The sequence below is a fragment of the Candidatus Uabimicrobium amorphum genome (assembly GCF_009002475.1).
In the GTDB taxonomy this organism is placed as follows: Bacteria; Planctomycetota; Uabimicrobiia; order Uabimicrobiales; family Uabimicrobiaceae; genus Uabimicrobium; species Uabimicrobium amorphum.
This window is the reverse complement of record NZ_AP019860.1, coordinates 2,916,384-2,938,439: the sequence shown is the minus strand read 5'-3', so window position 1 is coordinate 2,938,439 and position 22,056 is coordinate 2,916,384. Positions and strand designations below refer to the sequence as shown.

General features: G+C 39.3%; 14 protein-coding genes and 1 tRNA gene. 3 read left to right on the top strand and 12 right to left on the bottom strand.

The window, feature by feature from the left end; translation table 11 throughout:
• Nucleotides 1–6: 6 nt before the first annotated feature.
• A complete protein-coding gene (gene pnpS / locus UABAM_RS10415) occupies nucleotides 7–1,767 on the top strand; it encodes a two-component system histidine kinase PnpS (RefSeq protein WP_151967940.1) in 1,761 nt (586 codons plus the stop codon).
• Here pnpS and UABAM_RS10410 read toward each other — a convergent pair.
• Nucleotides 1,760–2,284: a phosphatase PAP2 family protein gene (locus UABAM_RS10410; RefSeq protein ID WP_151967939.1), complete on the bottom strand. Its 525-nt coding sequence runs from the start codon at nucleotides 2,282–2,284 to the stop codon at nucleotides 1,760–1,762. The two genes, pnpS and UABAM_RS10410, sit on opposite strands and share 8 nt — an antisense overlap.
• A 913-nt stretch (nucleotides 2,285–3,197) precedes the next feature.
• Between UABAM_RS10410 and UABAM_RS10405 the strand changes: the two genes are divergently transcribed.
• Nucleotides 3,198–4,316 carry a hypothetical protein gene (locus tag UABAM_RS10405; RefSeq protein ID WP_151967938.1) on the top strand — a complete coding sequence of 373 codons (1,119 nt, stop codon included), beginning with the start codon at nucleotides 3,198–3,200 and terminating at the stop codon, nucleotides 4,314–4,316.
• Between the two features lie 36 nt (nucleotides 4,317–4,352).
• On the opposite strand, the gene UABAM_RS10400 is transcribed toward UABAM_RS10405, so the two are convergent.
• The 5 genes from UABAM_RS10400 to UABAM_RS10380 form a co-directional block, all read right to left on the bottom strand.
• Complete coding sequence (locus UABAM_RS10400; RefSeq protein ID WP_151967937.1) at nucleotides 4,353–7,670, bottom strand: WD40 repeat domain-containing serine/threonine protein kinase; 3,318 nt, start codon at nucleotides 7,668–7,670, stop codon at nucleotides 4,353–4,355.
• A gap of 64 nt (nucleotides 7,671–7,734) precedes the next feature.
• Nucleotides 7,735–8,931 (bottom strand): PQQ-like beta-propeller repeat protein, encoded by a 1,197-nt coding sequence (locus UABAM_RS10395; protein WP_151967936.1) that lies wholly within the window; start codon nucleotides 8,929–8,931, stop codon nucleotides 7,735–7,737.
• 77 nt (nucleotides 8,932–9,008) lie between these two features.
• The gene (locus tag UABAM_RS10390; protein WP_151967935.1) at nucleotides 9,009–9,569 is read right to left on the bottom strand and encodes a nucleotidyltransferase family protein; all 561 of its coding nucleotides are present in this window, start codon (nucleotides 9,567–9,569) and stop codon (nucleotides 9,009–9,011) included.
• Between the two features lie 139 nt (nucleotides 9,570–9,708).
• Nucleotides 9,709–10,638 (bottom strand): sialidase family protein, encoded by a 930-nt coding sequence (locus UABAM_RS10385; protein WP_151967934.1) that lies wholly within the window; start codon nucleotides 10,636–10,638, stop codon nucleotides 9,709–9,711.
• Nucleotides 10,628–12,805 (bottom strand): serine/threonine protein kinase, encoded by a 2,178-nt coding sequence (locus tag UABAM_RS10380; protein ID WP_173013237.1) that lies wholly within the window; start codon nucleotides 12,803–12,805, stop codon nucleotides 10,628–10,630. The genes UABAM_RS10385 and UABAM_RS10380 overlap by 11 nt, the downstream gene beginning before the upstream one ends.
• Nucleotides 12,806–13,206: 401 nt before the next feature.
• Here UABAM_RS10380 and UABAM_RS10375 point away from each other — a divergent pair, with 401 nt between their 5' ends.
• A complete protein-coding gene (locus UABAM_RS10375; protein WP_151967932.1) occupies nucleotides 13,207–14,502 on the top strand; it encodes a YHYH protein in 1,296 nt (431 codons plus the stop codon).
• A 2-nt stretch (nucleotides 14,503–14,504) separates the two neighbouring features.
• Here the strand turns inward: UABAM_RS10375 and UABAM_RS10370 are convergent, their stop codons facing one another.
• The 6 genes from UABAM_RS10370 to UABAM_RS10345 form a co-directional block, all read right to left on the bottom strand.
• The gene (locus UABAM_RS10370) at nucleotides 14,505–15,743 is read right to left on the bottom strand and encodes a serine/threonine-protein kinase (protein WP_151967931.1); all 1,239 of its coding nucleotides are present in this window, start codon (nucleotides 15,741–15,743) and stop codon (nucleotides 14,505–14,507) included.
• 12 nt (nucleotides 15,744–15,755) lie between these two features.
• Nucleotides 15,756–16,856 carry an AmmeMemoRadiSam system radical SAM enzyme gene (gene amrS / locus UABAM_RS10365; RefSeq protein ID WP_151967930.1) on the bottom strand — a complete coding sequence of 367 codons (1,101 nt, stop codon included), beginning with the start codon at nucleotides 16,854–16,856 and terminating at the stop codon, nucleotides 15,756–15,758.
• A 12-nt stretch (nucleotides 16,857–16,868) separates the two neighbouring features.
• Nucleotides 16,869–19,010 carry a protein-disulfide reductase DsbD family protein gene (locus tag UABAM_RS10360; RefSeq protein WP_151967929.1) on the bottom strand — a complete coding sequence of 714 codons (2,142 nt, stop codon included), beginning with the start codon at nucleotides 19,008–19,010 and terminating at the stop codon, nucleotides 16,869–16,871.
• 158 nt (nucleotides 19,011–19,168) lie between these two features.
• On the bottom strand, nucleotides 19,169–20,620 hold the full coding sequence (locus UABAM_RS10355; protein WP_151967928.1) for a hypothetical protein: 1,452 nt from the start codon (nucleotides 20,618–20,620) through the stop codon (nucleotides 19,169–19,171).
• 7 nt (nucleotides 20,621–20,627) lie between these two features.
• Nucleotides 20,628–20,702 (bottom strand) — tRNA-Pro (locus UABAM_RS10350).
• Between the two features lie 116 nt (nucleotides 20,703–20,818).
• Entirely contained in the window at nucleotides 20,819–21,517 is a 699-nt protein-coding gene (locus UABAM_RS10345; RefSeq protein ID WP_151967927.1) for a hypothetical protein, read from the bottom strand.
• Between the last annotated feature and the right edge of the window lie 539 nt (nucleotides 21,518–22,056).

The window sequence follows — 22,056 nt, the reverse complement described above, 5'->3', positions numbered from 1 at the left end:
GTTGTAGTGAGAAAGTTAATTTGGCAACTATACCCCTCATATCTACTTATTATTTGCTTGTCAATTGTAGCGGTGATGCTATATATCTCATTCTCATTTAAAAGTTTTTACCTCAATAAATATGAAGAAGAGCTTAAAATCAAAGCTTTGCTGGTAAAGCCTCTGATCACTGCAAATTTTGACAATCGCGAAGCTATGGCAAAAATTTGTCGTAGGTGGCGAGAAGATGTCCCTCTTCGTATTACCGTAATTTCCCACGATGGTAATGTCATCGTTGATACAGATCATGACGTTTCCTTTATGGAGAATCATGAAAGTCGCACTGAAATCACCACAGCAAAAAAAAATAAACGTTATGGATCTGCCATACGCTATAGCACAACCCTCCAACAAAACATGATGTATGTTGTTGTCCCCATTATGAGAAATACGCAAATTATCGCTTTTATTCGCGTAGCTATTCCCACAACGGATATTGATAATGTGATTAGTACTCTAATTGCCAAAATCATTATAGTTCTCATCTTATGCGCAATTTGTGCCATCATCATTAGTTTGATTGTTGCAAATAAGATCAGCGGACCGATAGAGGAGTTAGAGCAAGGTGCCGAAAAATTAGCTCAAGGCGATTTGTCAACGCGATTATCCGTTTCTAAATTTAAAGAAATAAGTTCTCTTGCCGAAACAATGAATAAAATGGCGGCACAACTAGAACACAAAATTCAGCAAGTGGTGCAACAACGCAATGAACACGAAGCTGTTCTTGCCAGTATGGTTGAGGGGGTTTTTGCTGTTGATCAACACGCACGAATTCTGAATATGAACCAAACAGCTCAAACGTTTTTACAAGTGGAGTCGACAGATATAAAAGGAAAAAGTGTCGAAGAAGTGATTCGCAACGAAGAATTGAAGCAACTTGTAAAAAAAGCGATTCTCAGTAGTGACACCATAGAAGAAGATATTTTGCTGGGGGATAAAGAAAAAATTGTGCAAACACGCGGTATTATTTTACATGACCAGGGAAACAACGTGATTGGAACTTTAGTGGTGATGAATGATGTTACGCGTTTGCGAAAATTAGAAAAAATGCGTCGTGAATTTGTCGCCAATGTTTCCCACGAACTACGCACACCTATTACATCTATCAAGGGTTTTGTCGAGACGTTAATGGATAGTGATTTAGACGATAAGCCTCAAGTCCAACGTTTTCTGAAAATTATTGCGCGTCAAGCAGATCGTTTGCATTTTATCATCGAAGACATCCTCACTCTTTCACGTATTGAACAAGGGGTGGAGATCGAAGAAATTTCGTTATTTCCATCATCTATTCGCGAGGTACTGGAAAATGCAATTCAAATGTGTGAAGTACGTGCCAAAGAAAAACACATAGATATTTTTCTAAAATGTCCGCAAGAAAAAATGGAAGGGAATATCAATCCTGAACTTTTGGAACAAGCCATCATTAATTTAATTGACAATGCTGTAAAATATAGCCCTGCAGATCGGAAGATTGATGTCGAGGTTAGCAAGAGGGAGAGTAGTTTAAAAATTGATGTGAAAGACGAAGGGCGCGGGATACCTCCTGAACACATCCCCAGACTCTTCGAGCGTTTTTACCGCGTAGACAAAGCCCGTAGTCGTGAGCTGGGGGGAACGGGTTTGGGACTAGCAATCGTAAAGCACATTATCATTGCTCATAAAGGTGAAATAAAGGTACAAAGTGAAATAGACAAAGGAAGTATATTTTCGATCATACTACCTAAATAATAAACAACGCAAATCGTGCACATAATATACCAAGCGTTATACCCGCAAAAATGTCGCTGGGATAATGGACGCACAGATAGACACGAGAAAAACCAATAAGGCTCGCCCATATGAGTCCTGGGATGAGCCAAAACGGATAAAAATGAGAAAGTATTACCCACATCAAAAAAGCCGATGCTGTGTGTCCAGATGGAAAACTAAAACGATCTGGAGGCGGAAGTAAAAATTGAATTCCCTGCATCTTCTCAAATGGACGTTTACGTTTTATCAGAAGTTTTGCTATTTTGTATGTGGGTAGTTCTAGAGAAAAAGCAATCAAACCCGCCATAACAATTTCTCTCCCTACTTGTGGATCAAGTATCCACAGTAATAAACCTATAAATAGATATAATGGTCCATCACCACTTTTGCTGATATTGCAAAAAAACGAATCAAAAAAGTCTTTTCCACGCCAAGTATACACTTCACTAATTACAATTCTATCTACTTTGTTGACATTGAAAAGAAGAGTTTTCATTAAACTTCTCCTGAGTATTTTATTAAAGTTTGCTTTGCATTAAAATGTTTGTACTTTTACTATACTCTTTGTATATGTAGTATTATTTAAGTTTATATTAAAATTATGTGAAAATGGCGACGTTTAATCCTAGCCGTGACCGTGACCCTGACCGAAAAAGGTTTACAACACCTGTCATCCCGCACCCAAAAATCTATGATTTTTAGATAGATGCGGGACCCAGCAATATAAAGTAAACTTCAAAGCGTCTGGATCCCTGATCAAGTCAGGGATGACACTCCCATGGTAGTTTTGTAGTTCCAGAGAACACCCGGATAGATTTATAGTTTCATACAACACTGTAAGGTAAGTTGATTATTAAAAGTTTCGGTTTCGGTGACGATTACGGCTAGGGCTACGGTGACGATTACGATTACGGTCACGGTGACGGTCAAGGTCACGGTGACGGTCAAGGTCACGGTGACGGTCAAGGTCACGATAATTTTTATTGATGAGACCCTTTATAATTTTTATTAGAAAGAGCCAACTGTGATGATACAGCGAAAAAATATTTTCTTGATTGACGGATTAGGGGCGCTTTTAAGTGCTGCGTTACTAGGGATTGTGCTACCTCTTTTTCATGTGGGGATTCCAACAACTACATTGTATCTTTTAGCGCTAATCGCTTTTGTATTTTCCCTATATTCCTTGCGTTGTCATTTTGTTAAGTCCCAACGTAATCTTTGGCTAAAACTTATTATGACAGCGAATCTTCTTTATTGTGCTTTAACACTTTTTCTGGTGGTATATCATTGGTCTACGATGACATACATTGGCGCGATATATTTTTTGGGAGAAATTAGCATTATTGTTATTCTAGTATGGATAGAAAGTCGCGTATTGTAAGTTTCTTTTATTATGGTGGGAGTTTTTTATGTCGATACAAGATACGGTACCACAAGAGCAACAACTTCTTCATTTGCAAATACCACAACAAATTTACCCGGTCATCACTGCTTCATTTCGCTGGAGTATTACGTGTTACTTTCTCATCGCAATTGGTATTTTATGTTCCGGGTTTTGGTTGATGATTACCTTAATTGTGTCACCTCAAATGATACCCGGTGTTACGGAAGATACAGCAGTCGGAGTCATTATCCTTGGTATTGCTGCTTGTATAGGTGTGCAATTTATTCGCGAGAAGACCAAGCAAGATGTTCAGGAAGTTCTCTTTTGTGAAGATGGCATTAGGTATCGTAAAAAAGACGCCAATAAACTACTTTGTACATACGACCAAATTAGCTCTTATAGTTTTGATAGTATATTTCATAAAAGCGAAAGCTATGATGTTTTGTTGTTGGAATTGAACAACAAAGTAGGCCACGATAAATTCAAGTTTATACCTCTTGAGCGTGCACAAGTGGTGAAAGTGGATCATATTTTGTGTTCCAAAAAAGTTCCACAAGAGGATTGGGTTGCGGCGGAGGTTACCGCCCTAAAAAATATTTCGCAAAAAAAGAGGACGCAGTCAAATGGCCAGGTATTGTATGCATGGGAACAACCGCCGTTATTTGCGACGCATAAACTTTTGCTAGGAGGTAAAATTGTATTGGGCGGAATCGGAGTTACTTTTCTCGTTAGTTTTGTTGTTACCATGTGGGGAATACACTTAACTTTAGGTGTTGCCGCGGCAATATTTTCTTTGTATGTTTTCGTACATTTGACGACACTGCCTACGACAATCGAAAATGTCACCATGTATAAAAATGAGTTTAAGACACTAGCCCCATACATCGATACGGTTACTTATCGCGAAATAGACTATTATGGCTATGAGTCTTTCACCAAAGAAAATACCAATTTGAAGACACTTGTGCTTTTTCTCAAAGAGGGGGGGCATATCGTTGTTGGTATTAACGAAAGAGATGAAGAGCGCATTGACAATGTTCTACAGGAAAAAAATATTGAGAAACGTGCCATTGACTTTGATGTATCGGAGTATCTAAAAAAACGACATGATGAGTTCATTGCGGAAGTAAAAGCACAGGCTTAAGAAGATAGGACCAATTTTGCGCATAACATCTTCTAATTAACGTTTCAACGACCAAATGCGAATGGTCTTGTCTTCGCTAGCAGAAATGAGCTGACTGTAATCTTTATTGAATACAATACCTGTTACCGGAGCGGTATGTTCCTCTATAGACAAAAGACATTCATTCTCCACAGGGTATTTTTTTATATTTTCCAAGTCCCAAATTTTTATGGTATGGTCATTGCCTGCGGACACCATTCGCGAATTATCGTGCATAAATTGTATGTTGTTGATATTGCCACTATGCCCTACAAAAACAGCACTCAATGTTTGTTCTTTTCGTGTGGGATCGCAAGTGAACATGTAAATAACAGATCTACCTGGAGAAATGAAAAATAAATACCTCTTGTTGTTAAGAGATAATATTTTATGCTGTTTGATAGGATAATTAAATGTTACGGCTTGTTCTTCGGTATACATCATCAGCGGGGTTTTATGAACTTGGTCATTATGTCTATTGATAAACTCAAGTTGTAGAGAAAGATTTGTATGTGAACCCAGTATTAACGTATCTTTATCATAAAAATCTGCAAAAGATATCTCGCCAAAAGTGCTTTTCCATTCTCTTTCCAGTTGTTTTGATTGCTTATTCCACAGACATAATTTTCTGACATCGGCCGTCAAGATACCGTCTTTTCCACAAGTCATTGTTTGTACTCTTTGTATGTGTGTATAGTTTTGGTTTGGGTACTGTAAAATTTGGCCCATTTCATTGGCCTTATCTATGTTCCAGTACCTTACAACCTTATGTCCACGTGTAAGTAATTGTGTGTCATTCAAAAATACGCTATTCATTTGACGAAAGTTTATATTAAATAAGTTTTCGGGAAAAATTTTTACGGGTTTATGTGTTTGCAAATCCCATATCTGTACAAGAGAGACTGCGGTTTTCATTGTCAAAGCTAAGTAATTGGACTGCGGACTTATTGCTAAATTTGCCCATTGTTTCCCAGTGGGTAAAACGATAGGAGACTTTCTTTGTAAAGACCATAGTTGAATATGTTGGGAAAAATTTATGGTAATCAATTGATTGTTCTTGGGGATAAAGTGTGCTCTTTTAAAATGGCTATCTGGAAAAGTATGATGCAATTTACCATTGTAGTCCCATATTTTGATCGTCTTGTCTTTACTACAAGAAATAATATAGTCTTTTGTTGCCGATACCGAATATATAGAGTCTTGATGTGCTTGCCATTTTGTAATTTGTCGATAGACTATTTTTTGTCTACGATCGTTTATTTTACCAATGATCAATTGGCCATCAGTATGGCTAGTGATAATGTAGTTGTTATAAGCGGCGAAATCGGTGATGATTGTCGGCGTTTCAAGTAATTTTACGGCCATGTTTTTTGCAAGATAAAATATACCTAATCCCTCATCGCGTCTACCTGTAAGTAAAAGAACTCTCTTATTTGGCGTATAGGCAATATTGAGAACTTGCTCCATATTCATTGTGGAGCCTTCGTTTGTTCTAACGGTCAATTGTGGGTGTACCACGGTGTATTTGTGCGTCTGCCAATCGATAAAAACAAAAGTACTTTCACCTTGACGATTCACAATACAATACACGACTTGACTTCCATCATTCGAGAAATGACAGAAGGTTACCCAGGCATTTGGTTGGGGATCAATCGCAAAGCGTGTTATTTTTTCTGTAGTTAAATCTACTTTAAAAACGGCCCCGTGCTCACCAGCAACAAATAGTTGATGCTCATAAGGGTGAAAAACACTACAAGAGATACGCTCTTCTAGCGAGTATTTTTTCTGACTACCGCTTTCGATATGGACAATCTGTAAGTCCTTGCCATAGTTTGTTGCTAAAAATGTGTTGCTATTATTTACAGAGAAATTAGAAAAGTGAAAACTATACGGCACTAGATTTTTTGGTTTAGAGTAAAGATTACTTAGTAAGCGAGTTTCTAGTTTTTGAGCGGGGTTAATTTTCTTGGAAAGTAGTAAATAATTTTGCGATGTATTCAGCAAAAAGTTTTTTTGTGAATATTGGTTCAACGTCTTTCGAAAATGCACAAAGCTGTTTTGTTGAATAAATTGCTCCATTTTTTCCAAAGAGGCATGGTAGAGTTGCAATTGCATTTTGTATTTTTGTTCCTCGGTTTGCGTCTGTTGTTGTTGTAATTCTTCGTATGCTTTCGAAAGGTTGTTGTTTGCCGAAATGAAAATGGCAAGTGCTATGTGAATACTCGCTAAAAATAAAAAAATAAAACACGATAATAGCATATTGCGTGCAATCCACTTCTTTGCTATATCAAAGTAAGAAGGGGATTTGGCCATGACGGGTCGATTGTGTATGAAGTTGTTTAGGTCGGTAGCAAGATCTGCTGCTGTTTTATAACGATGTAATGGTTTCTTGGCCACACATTTTAGACAAATAGCTTGTAAATCAAGAGGGATAGAAGGGTTTAACACCTTTGGCCGGATGGGGTCGGATTTTACAATTTGGTAGACGAGGTGGACCATTTCTCCTTGAAAAATTTGTGCCTTCGTAAGGGCTTCGTACAGAGTGGCTCCCAAAGAATAAATATCGCTGTGATAGGTGACCGAATTAGATTCTATTTGTTCTGGAGAAGCGTAAGAAGGAGTACCAACAAAACCGCATGGCAAAGATTTGTCTTCATAGGTTTTTGCTAGACCAAAATCCATGAGCCGTGGTTCGCCGTGTTGATCTATCATGATATTGGCAGGTTTGATATCGCGATGTATGATTTCATTTTGGTGAATGAAATCGACGGCTTGGGTGACCTTATGGAAAAAAACAGCCCACTTATCGAAGGACATTTTTTGGGAATGTATGTACTCTTCTAATGTTTGTCCGTCGATATATTCCATGGCAAAATAGCTGACACGCGTTTCCCCAACATCATAAATTTTGATGACGTAGGGATGATTAAGTCGTGCAATAGTACGCGCTTCTTGGATCAGACGCTTGACACTATCGCGATTGGTATTCGAAAGTACTTTGATCGCAACATCGCGTTGTAGTTTTAAATCTCTCGCTTTGTAAACAATTCCCATTCCACCGTGGCCTATTTCTTTTTCCACATGGTATTGTAAAAAACGTTGATTTTCTCGTACCGTAAAGTTAGTTCGTTGTGTTTGATGTAGTGAGGCGGTAATTATTTTTACAATACTCGCTTTTTGCGCGGGAAGAATAAGTTGTTTTTCCTCGAGGAAATCCAAAAATGAGATAGATAGATTTGCGGTACAAAAATTTGCGTATGCACTACGAATTTGCGCTTCACTCATCCATTTTTGTTGGAAGATGATGCGGGAAATCAATTGTTGTTTACTGTTCATAAAGCCTCGGGGAATTTGTGGTTGTCTTTGCTTTCGTTTTGACAAAGACAACCATGCGAAAGTTTTAGTTAGAAATATCTAAACATATTAGACGTTCGTTGTCGCGAACATATAACATACCATTGGCGAGGGTTGGAATTACTAAGCAGTTGGTATTCTTACCAAAAGGCTTGTAGGTCCCTAATTCGATATATCTTTGGGGATTTAACTTTACAAGTGCCAAGTTACCAGCTTGACCAAGTACAACCGCATGTCCATCATTTGTCGCAATAAGAAGTCCCTTTTTAAAACCTCTTTGTACCCAGGTATTTCCACCGTTGTTGAAGTTGACACATGTAAAAATGTTGTTGTGGAAACCATATAAGTGGTCTTGCCACAAAATAGATGTGGTGTAGTGGTTTTTAAAACGGCGATTTTTCCATATTTGTCTTACGTTGTATTTGTTGCCATTTTTTTTGATGTGTAGTAGTGCACCGGCCCCTTGGCCATAACTCGAAGATAGGAACACGTAGTCGCCACGACAGATGGGGGTTGCGGCATTTTTGTACACCGGCCACGAAAAACTCCATAGGTATTTGCCGTTGTTTGGGTCAACAGTGTATAGTCCATTACCCGTGAAAAAAATGGCCTGATCTTCTCCACAAATTTTGGCGATAGTTGGCGTAGCGTAGGAGGCAGAATCACTTCCACTTTGCCATAGTGTGTTGCCTGTTTTTTGATCAAGTGCGACAATGGAGTTGCCATTGTTTCCACCCACGTTGTATAGAAGCATGTGCTTGTAGATGACAGGTGAACTACACATTCCCCACTTCAAATTTTTTGTTTTAAATTTACGTAAAATGTTGAAGTTCCACAACGTTTTGCCTGTTTTCGCGTCGAGACAATGAAAATCACCATATGCGCCGACTATGTAAAGGCGTCCTTCATGAATCGTTGGTGTGGTACGTGGACCAGAGCCTATTCGCGAATAGAAGTAAGGACCAATGACTTTTTTCCACACCACTTCACCATTTTTTACCGCGATACAGTACTCTTCTCTGTTTTTACCATATGCGGTGTATACCAAATCACCCACAACAGTAATACCCGAGTAACCATCACCGATTTTGACTTCCCATAACTTTTGTGGCTGTTTTACTTTCCAATTTTTGCTGATTTGGGTTTCTTTCGATATGCCATTGAGATCTTGCCCTAAGAAATATGGCCAATCATCTGCAAAGCAAACGCTTAAAAACACAAGAATAAGTAGTAGTTGCTTCATAAAAATTCCTTAAATTGTATTAGGGGATGTCATCAGTTAATCTTTAATATTAAATAAACTTTAATTGATGACACGCCCTACCACTCTATAATATTTAGTTGTGGCCATTTTTCTAGCCAACGTTGTACTTTTGCGATGTAAACATCCTCTGTTATCAGTAGTTTATTAGGTCGCACTATAAGAGAAAATAGGTCATGGAGTCCAAAGGGAGCGCATACCGAGAACTGTTGTTTCTCTTTGTGCACTCCAATCGCACTTGCCGTTGTTGGCCAAGATTTAATGGCATCTTCGACAGATGTATACGGCTGTATTGTTTTGTTAAAAATATTATGATACCAAAGGTGCACGCGTGCTTGATTTGTTACATCGATAGTGATCTCAGGTAAAGCGCTTTGAATTTTTTGCGTGTATTGCCGTTCTTTGTGCTGCGAAATGTCGCAATCGAAATACACAATGTCATAGTCCTTAACCCCATAGTCTATTTCGCAGTTACAGATATTATTCCAAATACTCTGAGTAATACAGCCTGCTCCCAAATACCAATTAGGTGGGTTTATCGATTCTAGTACTTGCAGTATATGGCAAATTTTTGGGTTATTTTGCAGTATGGTAACGAGTTTTTTTTCTAAAGTTGTCATTTTGTTTATGATGTGAAGGGACTATTTCCTTGAGAACAAATATTTAAGGTGTCATTAGTGAATGTTTTATGGCGAATGACACTCCTAACCATTTTACTGAATTTTTCGCAATAGTTGCACAAAAAATTATGTAGATGTTTTATTCGAAGTTTAATGATGACGGATCGAGGACAGCATAATTGATTTTTTGGCACTTCCACGAGTAAACAATATGAATTTTTTTGTCAGCGCTTTGGATGATGGAAGGATAGGAGTAACCGACTTTATGGGGTTCATGTTCTAGTTGTAATATGGTTTTCCAAGAAATACCTTCGTCATCACTAACGGCGATATTCAGAGGGAAACGGTGTTGTTGCGAATGATTGTACACAATGACAATTTTTCCATTGTCCAGGCATACGGCGTCTATGCCACTATTGGGATTAGGCAAAGGTGTTGGTGTGGGAGAACTCCACGACTCTCCGCGATCGTTTGAATGACTTGCGTAAATAAAACCGTGGCCACTACGAAACAACGCGAGAATTTTTCCTGAAGAGCATTGAACAATCGTTGGTTGGATTAAAAAGAGAGAAGTCTCATTGATGGGGGGTGTTTTACGCCATGAGTTTTTGGCGAAAAATTCCATATGGACTTGCCATGCGGGACTTTCAATACTAGAACCACACATGATTATGTCTTTTTCGAGCAAAAGAGGTTTGTTTTTTACAGGTCCGATATAACCAATAGGTAGATTTTGTGGGCAGGACCAATTTTGGCCTTCATCACTTGAAGTGGTCAGTGCACCGCGCCACCTTGAAGGCATAATGCCTAATTTGTAGAACAGCAAAATATTTTCGTTGTAAGAAAATAATACGGGATTCCAGCACGGAGTTTTCTGTGTTTGCTGTGCGGAAATCACTGCTGTTCTACATGACCAGTTTTGATGGCGCGCGAAATAAATAACACTTTCACGATGACCTTCGTATTTTCCTGCAAACCATGCACACGCCAACTGATTGGGTTTATATTCGACGATAGTGGGAGCATGGCAAAAGTCTGTGGTTTCGTAAATACAGGTTTTAGCGATCATTTTGCGCGTGTTGTTTTATTTTTTTCAAGATTTTTTCCGGTACTCGTGACCAATTTGGCGGTGGGCCACCGAGATCTATGCGATTTTTTCTAATGAGATCATGACATTCACGACAGTAACGAAAGTGTTCACCTATCATTCTGTCTTCCGGCGTTGGCCTATTATCTTGTGAAAAACGACTGCGCGGAGGATGCCGATCGGTACGATCGTCTTCGTTTGAGAAACGATCGCGAATGGGACGTCGTCTGTCGTTTTCGTTAGAAGAAAAACGATCGCGGATAGGGCGTCGCCTGTCATCACGGTTGTCTTCGTTTGAGAAACGATCGCGAATGGGGTGTCGTCTGTCGTTTTCGTTAGAAGAAAAACGATCGCGAATAGGGCGTCGTCGGTCATCGCGGTTGTTTTCGTTATTGGAAGAAAAACGATCACGGATAGGGCGTCGTTTGTCATCGCGGTTGTCTTCGTTATTGGAAGAAAAACGATCGTGACGCGGCGGGTGTCTATCATCGCGGTTATCTTCGTTATTGGAAGAAAAACGATCGCGACGTGGGTGTCGATCGTCGCGTTTGTCTTCTTTATTGGAAGAAAAACGATCGTGCCGTGGAGGGTGTCGATCGTCGCGTTTGTCTTTAGAAGAAAAACGATCGTGACGCGGGGGACGTAAATCATCGCGTTTGTCTTTAGAAGAGAAACGATCGTGACGCGGGTGTCGATCATCGCGGTTATCTTCATTTTTCATTTTATTGGTGTTGTCATTTTGCTGTGTGTCGTTGTTTTGTTGTTCACGGTCCGATGGATTGTTGTCGGCAACGTTTTGGGTCTCATCGTTTCGCTGTACTGTTTCGTTATTGTGATCATCTTGATGAGTGTTGTTGAGAGCGAAAAATAAACCGGCACATACTAAAATAATTGGTATGACAACTTTGCGATAATTTTGCGCTAACCACTTTTTGGGATCGAAAGGATGCTTTACCGAAATTTTTTGTCCTTTTAGATAACGCTTAATATCATTTGCCATCGCACGAGCTGTTGGATAACGCTCTTCTTGTTCTTTCACCATGGCTTTTAAACAGATCGCGGATAAGTTTTTAGGTATTTTATCTGATATTTCACGTGGATGTACCGGGTCACTGTGTGCTATTTGCCACATAATTTTACTCAAATTTCCTTCAAACGGTACTTTACCAGTGATTACCTCATACATAATAACCCCCATAGTATAAATATCACTTTGGGAAGTTACCTTTTCGCCGTTGATTTGTTCCGGAGACATGTATAGTGGGGTTCCTACAAGCATGCCTGTTTTTGTTAATTTTGTCGATTGATTGTCACCTTGGTCACGCGCAATACCAAAATCCATAACTAGGGCCTTTCCATTGCCCGTTACCATGATATTGTCAGGCTTTAAATCGCGGTGAATAATACCTTCTAAATGAGCGCTGTGTACCGCTTCGAGAACTTGCGTGAGAAGGACTAATTTACGACGAAATGGGTAATTGGATTGCTTGATAATTTTTGTAAACGTCGAACCTTTTACTAAATCCATCACAAAGTAAGGTTGCCCTTGAAATTCGCCATGCTCATGTATTTTTATGATATTAGGATGATTGAGCTTTGCCAAAAGCTTGGATTCGCGATAAAAGCGTTTGACCATTTCTTGTGAACCTTCTTTATTTTTATGAATTACTTTTATGGCGAAGCGTTTATTTTTTCCTATTTGCACGGCCTCAAAAACTTTTCCCATCGCTCCTGCACCAAGAACACCGACGATCTGGTATTTATTGGCAAACATTTTTGGTACGGAAGTTTGTTGTTGACTATTTGCTTGTACTTGTGCCGAAGTTGTTTTTGAAAAGTTTTGTGTCGGTTGTTGTTCTAACATTGTGCGTTGCTGAAGATTATCTACTCCAGTATTTGCCGCAAGGGTTTCGTTTGGGGTAGCCATTATTTGCCCCTCAAATATTGTTTGGTTAGAGTCTTGCGGATGGATCATTGTTTGATGCGAATCCTGCGGATTGATGATCGTTTGATTCGCATTTTGACTACCGGTTGGTTGATTTATAATGGTTTGCGAATCTTCGGGACTAATAATAAAGCCTTTTTGATTGATCATCGTTTGGGTTTTTTCCGTAATATCTTTGTCGTTGGGCTGATTGTTATATTGCATAGAAAACTCCTTTGTGTGTTTGTACATGGTCGATTTTACAATCAGCAAATAATGTGCCACATTTTACAAATAGATTTATGTTCATTGTACGTAAAGTGAATCCATAGGAGGCAGAACAGAGTTGCATTATATTGGGACAATGCCTGCCATTTCTTTTGATAAAAATTATCAAACTTGATAGTTGTTATCCTTGGGAACAAGATGAATAGTTGTGGATTTGATGATGATATAACTACTATATTTTATCAACTTGTGGTCGTTTTTGCTAGGTAGATTTTGCTGATCTTCCATTGGCACGAAATATGCATTACATAAAAATATATTAGTGACAAATGTACTTTTGCGGGAACGGGAACGGGGACGGGAACGGGATCGTATTTCTTTATATTCGAGGAATAAACATGTCTTATAAAATTACACTATGCATATTTGTGAGCTTGATCTTGCAATCTATTCCAGGGGAAGAACTAAAAAGTTTTGTGAATATAGAAACACGAAGAGGCTATCGCTACATTTTTTCAAACGGTATTCCTTCTCACAACTACGGCTCTTTTCCCAATAGAAATAACCCAAATAGAATATCACAACAGCGACATGTATATCGCGTTTCGGCTGTACCACAGAGAGCAGATCAAATAACACCTGTTCAACATCAAATTTTTGGTGTGGCGATCAATGGTGTTCCTTTCGATCCGGGAACGGCGGAGTTTTGGCAAAGAAACCGCCAGTCTGGTTGGCGTTACGAAGCACTTTCCGGAAAAATAAATCTTGGGTTGGATATGAATAACGCTCATGTGCAGCCAAACGGTGCGTACCACTACCATGGAATTCCGTGGCAATGGTTAACCTCGCTGACAAAAACACCGGCAATGACATTGGTGGGGTATGCGGCAGACGGCTTCCCCATTTACGCTTTATATGGTGAGCGAAATGGCAACATTGACGAAATGCGCTCTAGTTATAAAATTCGCAAAGGGATGCGTCGCGATGGACCTGGTGGATATTATGATGGTACTTTTGTTGCCGATTACGAGTATATAGCTGGCTCCGGGGATTTGGATGAATGCAACGGAAAGTTTGGCGCAACACCTGAGTACCCGAATGGTACATATCATTACTACTTGACAAAGAAATTTCCATTTATTCCACGTTATTTTCGCGGTACACCAGACTTTACCTTTAACCATCGTCAAGGTCCTGGGCAAGGACGTGAACATGGTCGTCGCCGCCAAGGTCATCGCCGCCAAGGTCATCATGGTCATTCACCGCATGGAGGAAAACATTATTTGTTGTCGCATCATTTTCGCTATTGTGAAGAGTGTCATGAAATCATCCGCGAAAACAATATTTATATAGGTAGACCACCACAATGGGAAAATGTACCACAGAATATTCTGCAACAAATGGAAAAACACGCACAGCAAAATTCTACCACCGGAAGTAATAGGTTTGTTCGAGATAAACGATTTCAACACAAAAGAGATTTTCACGGACCGTGGCGAAGTCGTCATGGACAAGGACCGGGGCATGGCGGGTTTCATGAAAAATATCGTAGTATTGCAGATCATTTTCGTTATTGTGAGGAGTGCCATGAACTCATTCGCGACAATAACATCGATTTAGGTGGGCCTCCACCAAATTGGGAAAATGTACCACAAAATGTTTTGCAACAAATCGCAGAACACGCAAAAGAATAGGGCTACTGTTCTTGTTCTGCGTGTAAAATAATTTGATTTAATAGGTTAGTGGGAACACCTGGCCAGTTTGGCGGTCTACCTAAATCAACGTTATTGTCTTTGAGCAAATCATAACATTGTTGGCAAAAGTCATAGTGCTCTTTTACAAAGATCTCTTTGTGCATACTCCCAAAACGTGGGTCTATTGGTGTTGGGGGGGGAGGCCAGTGTTCAAAACCTTCTGGGTATTTAATTTTTTTTGGACGTTTGGGATTTTCCGTATTTGGCGTATTTACGGTTATATCGTTGGTGGTTGTTTTGCCAGATGTTTGCTTTTCGTTAGAGAGTAAGAAAAAAATACCTACGCTTAAAATAGCAAAGGGTAAAATAACAGTATAGGTGTTTTGTCGCAACCAGTGATGAAAATTGGCGTAAGGAGATATCGATATTTTTTCGCCACATAAATAGCAATCGATGTCTTGCGCCATTTCTAGAGCGCTGAGGTAACGTCTACTTATATTTTTGTCCATGGCTTTTAGACAAATGCGCGCAAGATCTTTTGCTATGTTTGGTGAAATTTTACGTGGATGCTGTGGGGGAGCGTTTGCTATTTGCCACATGATCTTGCTTAGGTTGCCAGAAAACGGCGTTTGCCCGGTGATAATTTCATACATAATGGCTCCCAATGTGAAAACATCACTAGCGCAGGTTATTTTCTCGCCGTTCACTTGTTCTGGAGACATATACACCGGAGTTCCTATCAGCATACCTGTTTTTGTTAATTTTATGGTATTGTTTGTCGCTTGGTTGTGGGCAACCCCAAAGTCCATTACCAGTGCATGGTCATCTGCTGTTACCATAATATTCTCTGGTTTTAAATCGCGATGAATAATTCCGTAGTTATGAGCGTAATGCACGGCTTCAATGACTTGTTTTAGGACGATGAGCTTGCGACGTAATGTGAAGTTGCGGTTTTGTAAAATCGTCTTAAATGTCGTACCTTCTACTAGGTCCATTGTAAAATAAGGTTGATTTTGAAATATACCTTTTTCATACACACGGACAATGTTCGGATGATTGAGTTGCTCTAATAAATTTGATTCACGGTCAAAGCGTTTTAATATTTGTTGCGAAATTTCTTTGTCATCGCGAATTACTTTAATGGCAACGCGTTTATTATTTCGGGTGTCAATGGCCGCAAATACTTCTCCCATTGCCCCTGAACCTAGTGAATGTAAGATTTGGAAATTTTCGGCAAACATAAATCGTCCGTTTTATAAAACAAAATCTTTTAAACGCACAGGTAAGCGTTTGCTTCCCCAATCGCCGGGCTTGTCTTCGAAAACACCAGCGCATTTTGTGCCACACTTGTTGCAATTACCTTGTTGTAGGTTCCACTCGTGTAGCACATACCAATCGCGAACTATTAACGATTCACCACAGTTATGGCATAGGGTGCTACCGCCTTTTTTGTCATGGACGTTACCAGTATAAGCATAGCGCACACCGTTTTTTATCGCTATTTTACGAGCCATAGATAATGTTTGTGGAGGAGTACTCGGTTTGTCTAACATTTTCCAGTCTGGATGAAAAGCGGTAAAGTGCATGGGAACATCACAACCGAGATTTTCCACAACCCACGATGTCATTTCGTCAATTTCTTGGGCCGAGTCATTTTCTCCTGGAATGAGAAGAGTGGTTGTTTCAATCCATACGTTGGTATGGTGTTTTAGATACACTAGCGTATCGAGGACCGTTTGCAAATCCCCCGTACAAATTTCTTTGTAGAATCTTTGCGTAAATGCTTTTAAATCGACATTGGCGGCATCCATATGGGCAAAAAATTCGCGCCGTGGTTCTTCGCATATTTCTCCTGCGGTTACGGCTACCGTTTTGATCCCTAGCTCATGACATGCCTTGGCGACATCGACGGCATACTCTAGGAAAATGACCGGGTCATTGTAGGTGAACGCAACACTTGAACACCCCAACTCATGAGCTACCTTGGCAATAAGCTCTGGAGAAGCTTGGTCTGCTAAGGTATCTATTTCACGAGATTTGCTGATGTCCCAGTTTTGACAAAATTTACATGTTAGATTACAGCCCGCCGTTCCAAAGGATAAAATAGGGGTACCTGGGAGAAAGTGATTTAGCGGTTTTTTCTCAATAGGATCCACGCAAAATCCACTCGAACGCCCATATGTTGTCAGTACCATTTCATCGTTTTTCCGCGCGCGGACAAAACATAGTCCGCGCTGGTTTTCCTGGAGTTTACAATAGCGAGGGCATAAATCACAACGGATTTTACCATTATCTAACATCGTCCAATATTTTCCTGGTACTGTGTAGGAATCTTGTGCAATGTAGTTACTCATTTTTTACTCCTGTTACTTTTTTTTGTTTGTTTGTTTTTGCTTTGGCTTTAACTTTTCTTTGAGGGTTCCAATGACGATATCGTTGGTTAGTATTTGTGGTAATATTGTGTATTCTCCACTTTCTCCATGATATAGCAAATACAAAGGAACACTATTGCGCCCGAATTTTTTTAGGTAATCACCAATCACTTTGTTGCGTTTTGTCCAGTCAGCACTCATGGTTACCACACCATACTCTTTAAATGTTTTCGTGGCTTCTTCTGTGCGCAGGGCCACTTTTTTATTTAGCTGACAAGTAATGCACCATGCCGCGGTAAAATCGATAAATACAGGTTTGTCCTGTGCGGTGAGTTGTTCTACTTTCTGTGGGGAAAATTTTATCCATGTTTCCGGTTGGGGGTTTAGAGCGGAATGACAAAAGTAAATACCTACAGCAAAAAAAATAAAAGAATATACGAAAGCTTGCATACGTTTTTTGCTCATTCCCCAACGACCATATACCCATAGTGCCAGACTAATAAATAGCGCAGCAAATAGACCGTCAAATACTACTTGCTCGGCCTCGTACATGTCATTTGCCACAAGTTTTAGAAGAACAGAAAATTGCCATGCCGCTGTGCCAAGCATCGGGAACGCCAGTGCTTTTTTAAATGACTCCATCCACCGTCCTGGTTTTGGCAATAATTTCAACCAGCCGGGGAATAACGACAGTACCAAATAAGGAAATGCTAACCCAAGGGCCATCGATGTAAAAATAGAAAAACCAATGACGGTTGTTTGTGCAAGAGCAAAGCCAATGGCGGTCGCCATGAACGGTGCGCTACATGGGGTGGCTATAATCGTTGTCAATACCCCTGTGGCGAAAGAGGAAAACAAGCCGGAAGTTTTTTTTGTTTGGCTACCAATACTTGAGAGAGAGGTTCCTATTTCAAAAATACCGAACAGGTTGAGAGAAAAAACGATCAAACCCATAACGATAACCATCACAAAAGTGGAGGATTGTAATTGATATCCCCAAACAGCCCCTTCAATACCAAATAGACCAAAATCGCGAATGGCAAAAAGCAGCCCCACTAAGACCCAAAAAGATACTAAAACACCTGCGGTAAAAGCCAAACCACTTTTCCATATTTTACTTTTGTCTCCTCCGGCATCTTCAATAAAACTAAAGATCTTTAGGGAGATGACCGGAAGAACACATGGCATGGCATTTAAAATTATTCCTCCTAAGAATGCAAAAAGTGCATTTAGTAGCAAAAGGAAAATGTCAACAGATTCAGAACTACTGGTTTCAATGACGCCATTTTTGATTAAATCTTTGACCTTGGCGGCATCGACTTTTTGGTTGACAACACCAACATTTACCGCAATGCTTTTTTCCGGTAATTGTATATCTCCAGAAATTTCTGCAAGTTTTTTCGAAGCGGTATCAGCAAGTGTTGTCTCTAGTATATAAACACCATCTTGAAAAGATAATTTCTGCTTTGCTTCTAACTTAAAAATTTCTTGGTGAGGAAAAAAAGTTATTTTGTCATACTGTTTTTTTGCTGTGGCGTTGACGAGAAAAATTTTCAATGTGTTATCATTACGGCTGGCAAGCACTTGCCAATCTTCATCCGCTTTGGGCAGTTGCGTACGTGCTTTTTGAAAAAAAGCTTTGTGGCTTTGTGAAATTTGTGACTTTGATACGGGAAGAGATAGGCTAACTTTGGCGCTCCCAGGATAGCATCCTGCGAGTTCACCAACATCGGTGCACACTAACCAATCTACGTTCGCATTTAACTCTAAAGTTTTTGCCGAAAAGCTTTTATCGACACTAATTTTTACAAGGTGTGCCACTTCGTGTTCATAAGCAAGAGAGACGAGTCCGCTGGCGTTGATCCACATGGGGGTTGCCCAGTAAATGTCACTTGCGGTAACACCTTTAGGTAGTTTCCAATCAATGGTTGTTGGTAGTCCCGAAGAACCTGGATTTTTCCAGTACGTATGCCAATGATCATCTATTTTGAAAGTGACAGAAACCCAGAATGATTTACCCGGCTCTATCGTTTGCTGTTCCGATACAAGTTCTGCGTCAACGGGGTCAGGCATGTCCATTTGCGCATATAAAAAAGGCAAAAGCAATGCTACAATACACAACCACAGTTTTTTCATGGGAGATCCTTTCTTGTTACGAATGCGAATAGGTGTGTCACTTTGATTGATGACACCCTGATAAAAACTATCGTATTAGTCGGTAAATATTGACAGAACTTACATCGTTCGAAATTTTGCTTTACTGAGTTCTGTGGAAAAGTGGATTTTGCGAAATGTTACTGTATATCTTCTAATAAAGAAATTATACCACATAGAGGAATGTGAAGCCAATCCGGACGGTTGTTGAGTTCGTATTTTAATTCATAAAGGGCTTTGTCAAATAAAAATAATTGCAGCAGCACTTGTTGTTGCTGTTTGTTTTGCGACAAAAATTGCCCACCATTGGCAACGTTGAGATACTCATTTAAGAAAGTGATTGCCATGGTGTTTCCCCAAAAGTTTATTTTGGGAAAATTCTCATTATTCAAATCAATGGCTGCTTTAAAACCTGCATAGTTAAATGAACGTATCATACCGGCAATGTCTTTAAACGGAGATTGCTTTTGACGTCTTTCCTCTATTGTTCGCAGTGGTTCACCTTCAAAATCAAGAATGACAACATCTGAGTTTATTTTGAGTACTTGCCCTAGATGATAGTCGCCATGACAGCGGATACAGTATCCTTCTATAGGGGAAGTGATTAGGGACTCAAAATGTTTTTTCAAGAGAGGTGTTGCCTCTAGAAAACGAGCGATGTTTGCTGTAGGCTCTGTTTTTTGTAGTAAATCAGCAACTTCAGACAAAATTTCACAAAAGCCATCGTATAAATTTGTTAGATATGTACTATCAATGCGCTGTGGAGAAAAGTTTGCATTGTCCGAATTTGCCAAAGCTAAGTGAAGTTGTGCTGTGCGTTGCCCAAGTAACTTCGCAAATTGTACAGAGGCCTCCATTGTATTTGGCGTTTTTTTAAAGCCGCTAAAAATAGAGTGTCGTGTGAAATTTTCCTGTGTGGATTGTGATAAGTAATCACTGGCCAATTGAACGACGTATTCCCAGCAATCGCTGGCACCATCTACTAGCTGTTGCACGATGGCGATGTCCATGCTTTTTCCTTCTGCAGAAATATAGCGAAGGCCTGCTATGGTCTTTGGCACGTGAGGGAAACGATTTTCGCTCAAGAATACATTGATCTCTAAATCAGGATTTGCACCAAATTGTGGTTGGCGGAAGATTTTGACTAGCCACTTATCGTCATAGATGATATTGGTATTACTTTGTTCTGAATTTGGCGTATGAGCTTTTTGTACCGCTAGGTCTACACTATTGTCGATAACAAAACTTTGTAGTTCATCATTTTGTGAAGACGAAATGATTTGCCATAAATTTTTACAATACTCTTCATCTTCACAGCCATCATAAACAAACAGCATTTGGTCATTTTCACAAAAATCAAATAGTGGTTTGTTTTTGTGTGTGACGGAAACAATAAGAGTAACAACATATTTGTTGTGTGCTGAATTGCTGTGAGTGGTTACGATGAGTAGGTATTGTTCTTTGCCAATTTCAATGACATCATCAATAGAGATGTTGTGAAGAGTTTCTGCTTTTCCTCTGTACCAGCGTTGTGTGGTTATGTATGAGGAAAGTTTTTGTATAAAAGATGTGTTTTTATAGAAATGTTTCATTGTAGTATCGGGGTGACTGGATTCGAACCAGCGACCCCTTGGTCCCAAACCAAGTACTCTAGCCAAGCTGAGCTACACCCCGGCTCGTAATTATAGATAAAGTAATTTAAAAATCAATACAAAAAATAAAAAAAAAAGATCTTTTTTTATAAAGCTTTTTTGTTCAGTGATTTAACAATAATTTTTTTTTACAGAACTTTAAGAATTTTCCTGCGATTGTTGTGTCTCTACAACAAATAATTCTTTGTTGGCAGGGAAAAGTATGATAAAAGCGAATAAAGTTGCCCCACCAAATTCTAGTAGTTCTCCACGGTGTTTGGAGGAAATGGTCAACAAAATTAAAAATAATGCGATATAGCTTAAAATGTAAATAAGTTTTGGTAAAGGAATCGCAAAGGTGCGTACCAGTTTTTGTACCCATTCTTGGCGTCTATACAAAACAGGTAGTACCACTAAGTATAAGATAACAACTACAGAGAGTATTTTACCAAAAACGAGTTTGTTGATCTTTACACCAAATACTTTTAAATTGTGAAAATTTGTCTCTTGCTGTGCGTTGTGCTGTTGAAAAAATTCAGGAGTTTCGATGTCAAAAATTCTTTGTCCCCAAGAAATTTCTTCTCCCGCACCAAAGATAAAAACTAAGCTTAATAAGCATAGGCTCGTTAAAAAAGTCACTCCGCGTGTTTTGCCAATTTTGAATGCGCGAACGACACAAATGGAGCTAGCAAATAAAAGAGATACTACCGTCAATGATTCGATAAAGCCATCTTCTTCGGCATAGGTGTTCTTGTAGTAATCTTGATGAAAAATGGCGAGATAAATACCTAAGATTACCAAGGAAAATACTACAAAAATAGCAAGGTATTCAACCCACGAGTTCTTTTCGCGAAACATTGTTAGACTTTCTAATTAAAATAATATTGTTTTTTACTAAGATAAATACACAACTGAAGAATAGCAAGGGATCTATAAGGTAATCAAAGTAGTTACGTGAGTAACCGCATTGCGCTATAAAACACAAGACACATCCTAAGAGAACGTAAAATAGGGTGTGGAGGTTGGCAATAGCACAAAGTATATTTACGATACAAAAAAATACAAACCAAGAGGAAAAGAAAAATCCATAAAAATACATGTCGAATGGGAGAAGTGCAAAAGAACTTAGGTAGAGAACTATTCCTAATACCACGTTCCACCGCACAAAATACTTCATTTCCCGCGAAGAGATGAAATACTTACCTGTGAATTGACGCAGCAATAACATAAAAATCATTGCACAACTCGTAAACGAGAAAGTGGGGTGAATGGAGAGAATGTATTGTGCGGTACTAAGTTGTCCTAAAGGTATAAATGTGACGCATGAACTGCAAATACATGCGATGAACTTTCCATGTTTTACGTTTATGAGTAACTTGGCAAAGATCAACGTAATG

Excerpts from the sequence above, each read along its gene's own strand:
- UABAM_RS10410 (WP_151967939.1), bottom strand. The coding sequence starts at position 2,284 with ATGAAAACTCTTCTTTTCAATGTCAACAAAGTAGATAGAATTGTAATT.
- UABAM_RS10405 (WP_151967938.1), top strand. The coding sequence starts at position 3,198 with ATGTCGATACAAGATACGGTACCACAAGAGCAACAACTTCTTCATTTG.
- UABAM_RS10400 (WP_151967937.1), bottom strand. The coding sequence starts at position 7,670 with ATGAACAGTAAACAACAATTGATTTCCCGCATCATCTTCCAACAAAAA.
- UABAM_RS10395 (WP_151967936.1), bottom strand. The coding sequence starts at position 8,931 with ATGAAGCAACTACTACTTATTCTTGTGTTTTTAAGCGTTTGCTTTGCA.
- UABAM_RS10390 (WP_151967935.1), bottom strand. The coding sequence starts at position 9,569 with ATGACAACTTTAGAAAAAAAACTCGTTACCATACTGCAAAATAACCCA.
- UABAM_RS10385 (WP_151967934.1), bottom strand. The coding sequence starts at position 10,638 with ATGATCGCTAAAACCTGTATTTACGAAACCACAGACTTTTGCCATGCT.
- UABAM_RS10380 (WP_173013237.1), bottom strand. The coding sequence starts at position 12,805 with ATGCAATATAACAATCAGCCCAACGACAAAGATATTACGGAAAAAACC.
- UABAM_RS10375 (WP_151967932.1), top strand. The coding sequence starts at position 13,207 with ATGTCTTATAAAATTACACTATGCATATTTGTGAGCTTGATCTTGCAA.
- UABAM_RS10370 (WP_151967931.1), bottom strand. The coding sequence starts at position 15,743 with ATGTTTGCCGAAAATTTCCAAATCTTACATTCACTAGGTTCAGGGGCA.
- amrS (WP_151967930.1), bottom strand. The coding sequence starts at position 16,856 with ATGAGTAACTACATTGCACAAGATTCCTACACAGTACCAGGAAAATAT.
- UABAM_RS10360 (WP_151967929.1), bottom strand. The coding sequence starts at position 19,010 with ATGAAAAAACTGTGGTTGTGTATTGTAGCATTGCTTTTGCCTTTTTTA.
- UABAM_RS10355 (WP_151967928.1), bottom strand. The coding sequence starts at position 20,620 with ATGAAACATTTCTATAAAAACACATCTTTTATACAAAAACTTTCCTCA.
- UABAM_RS10345 (WP_151967927.1), bottom strand. The coding sequence starts at position 21,517 with ATGTTTCGCGAAAAGAACTCGTGGGTTGAATACCTTGCTATTTTTGTA.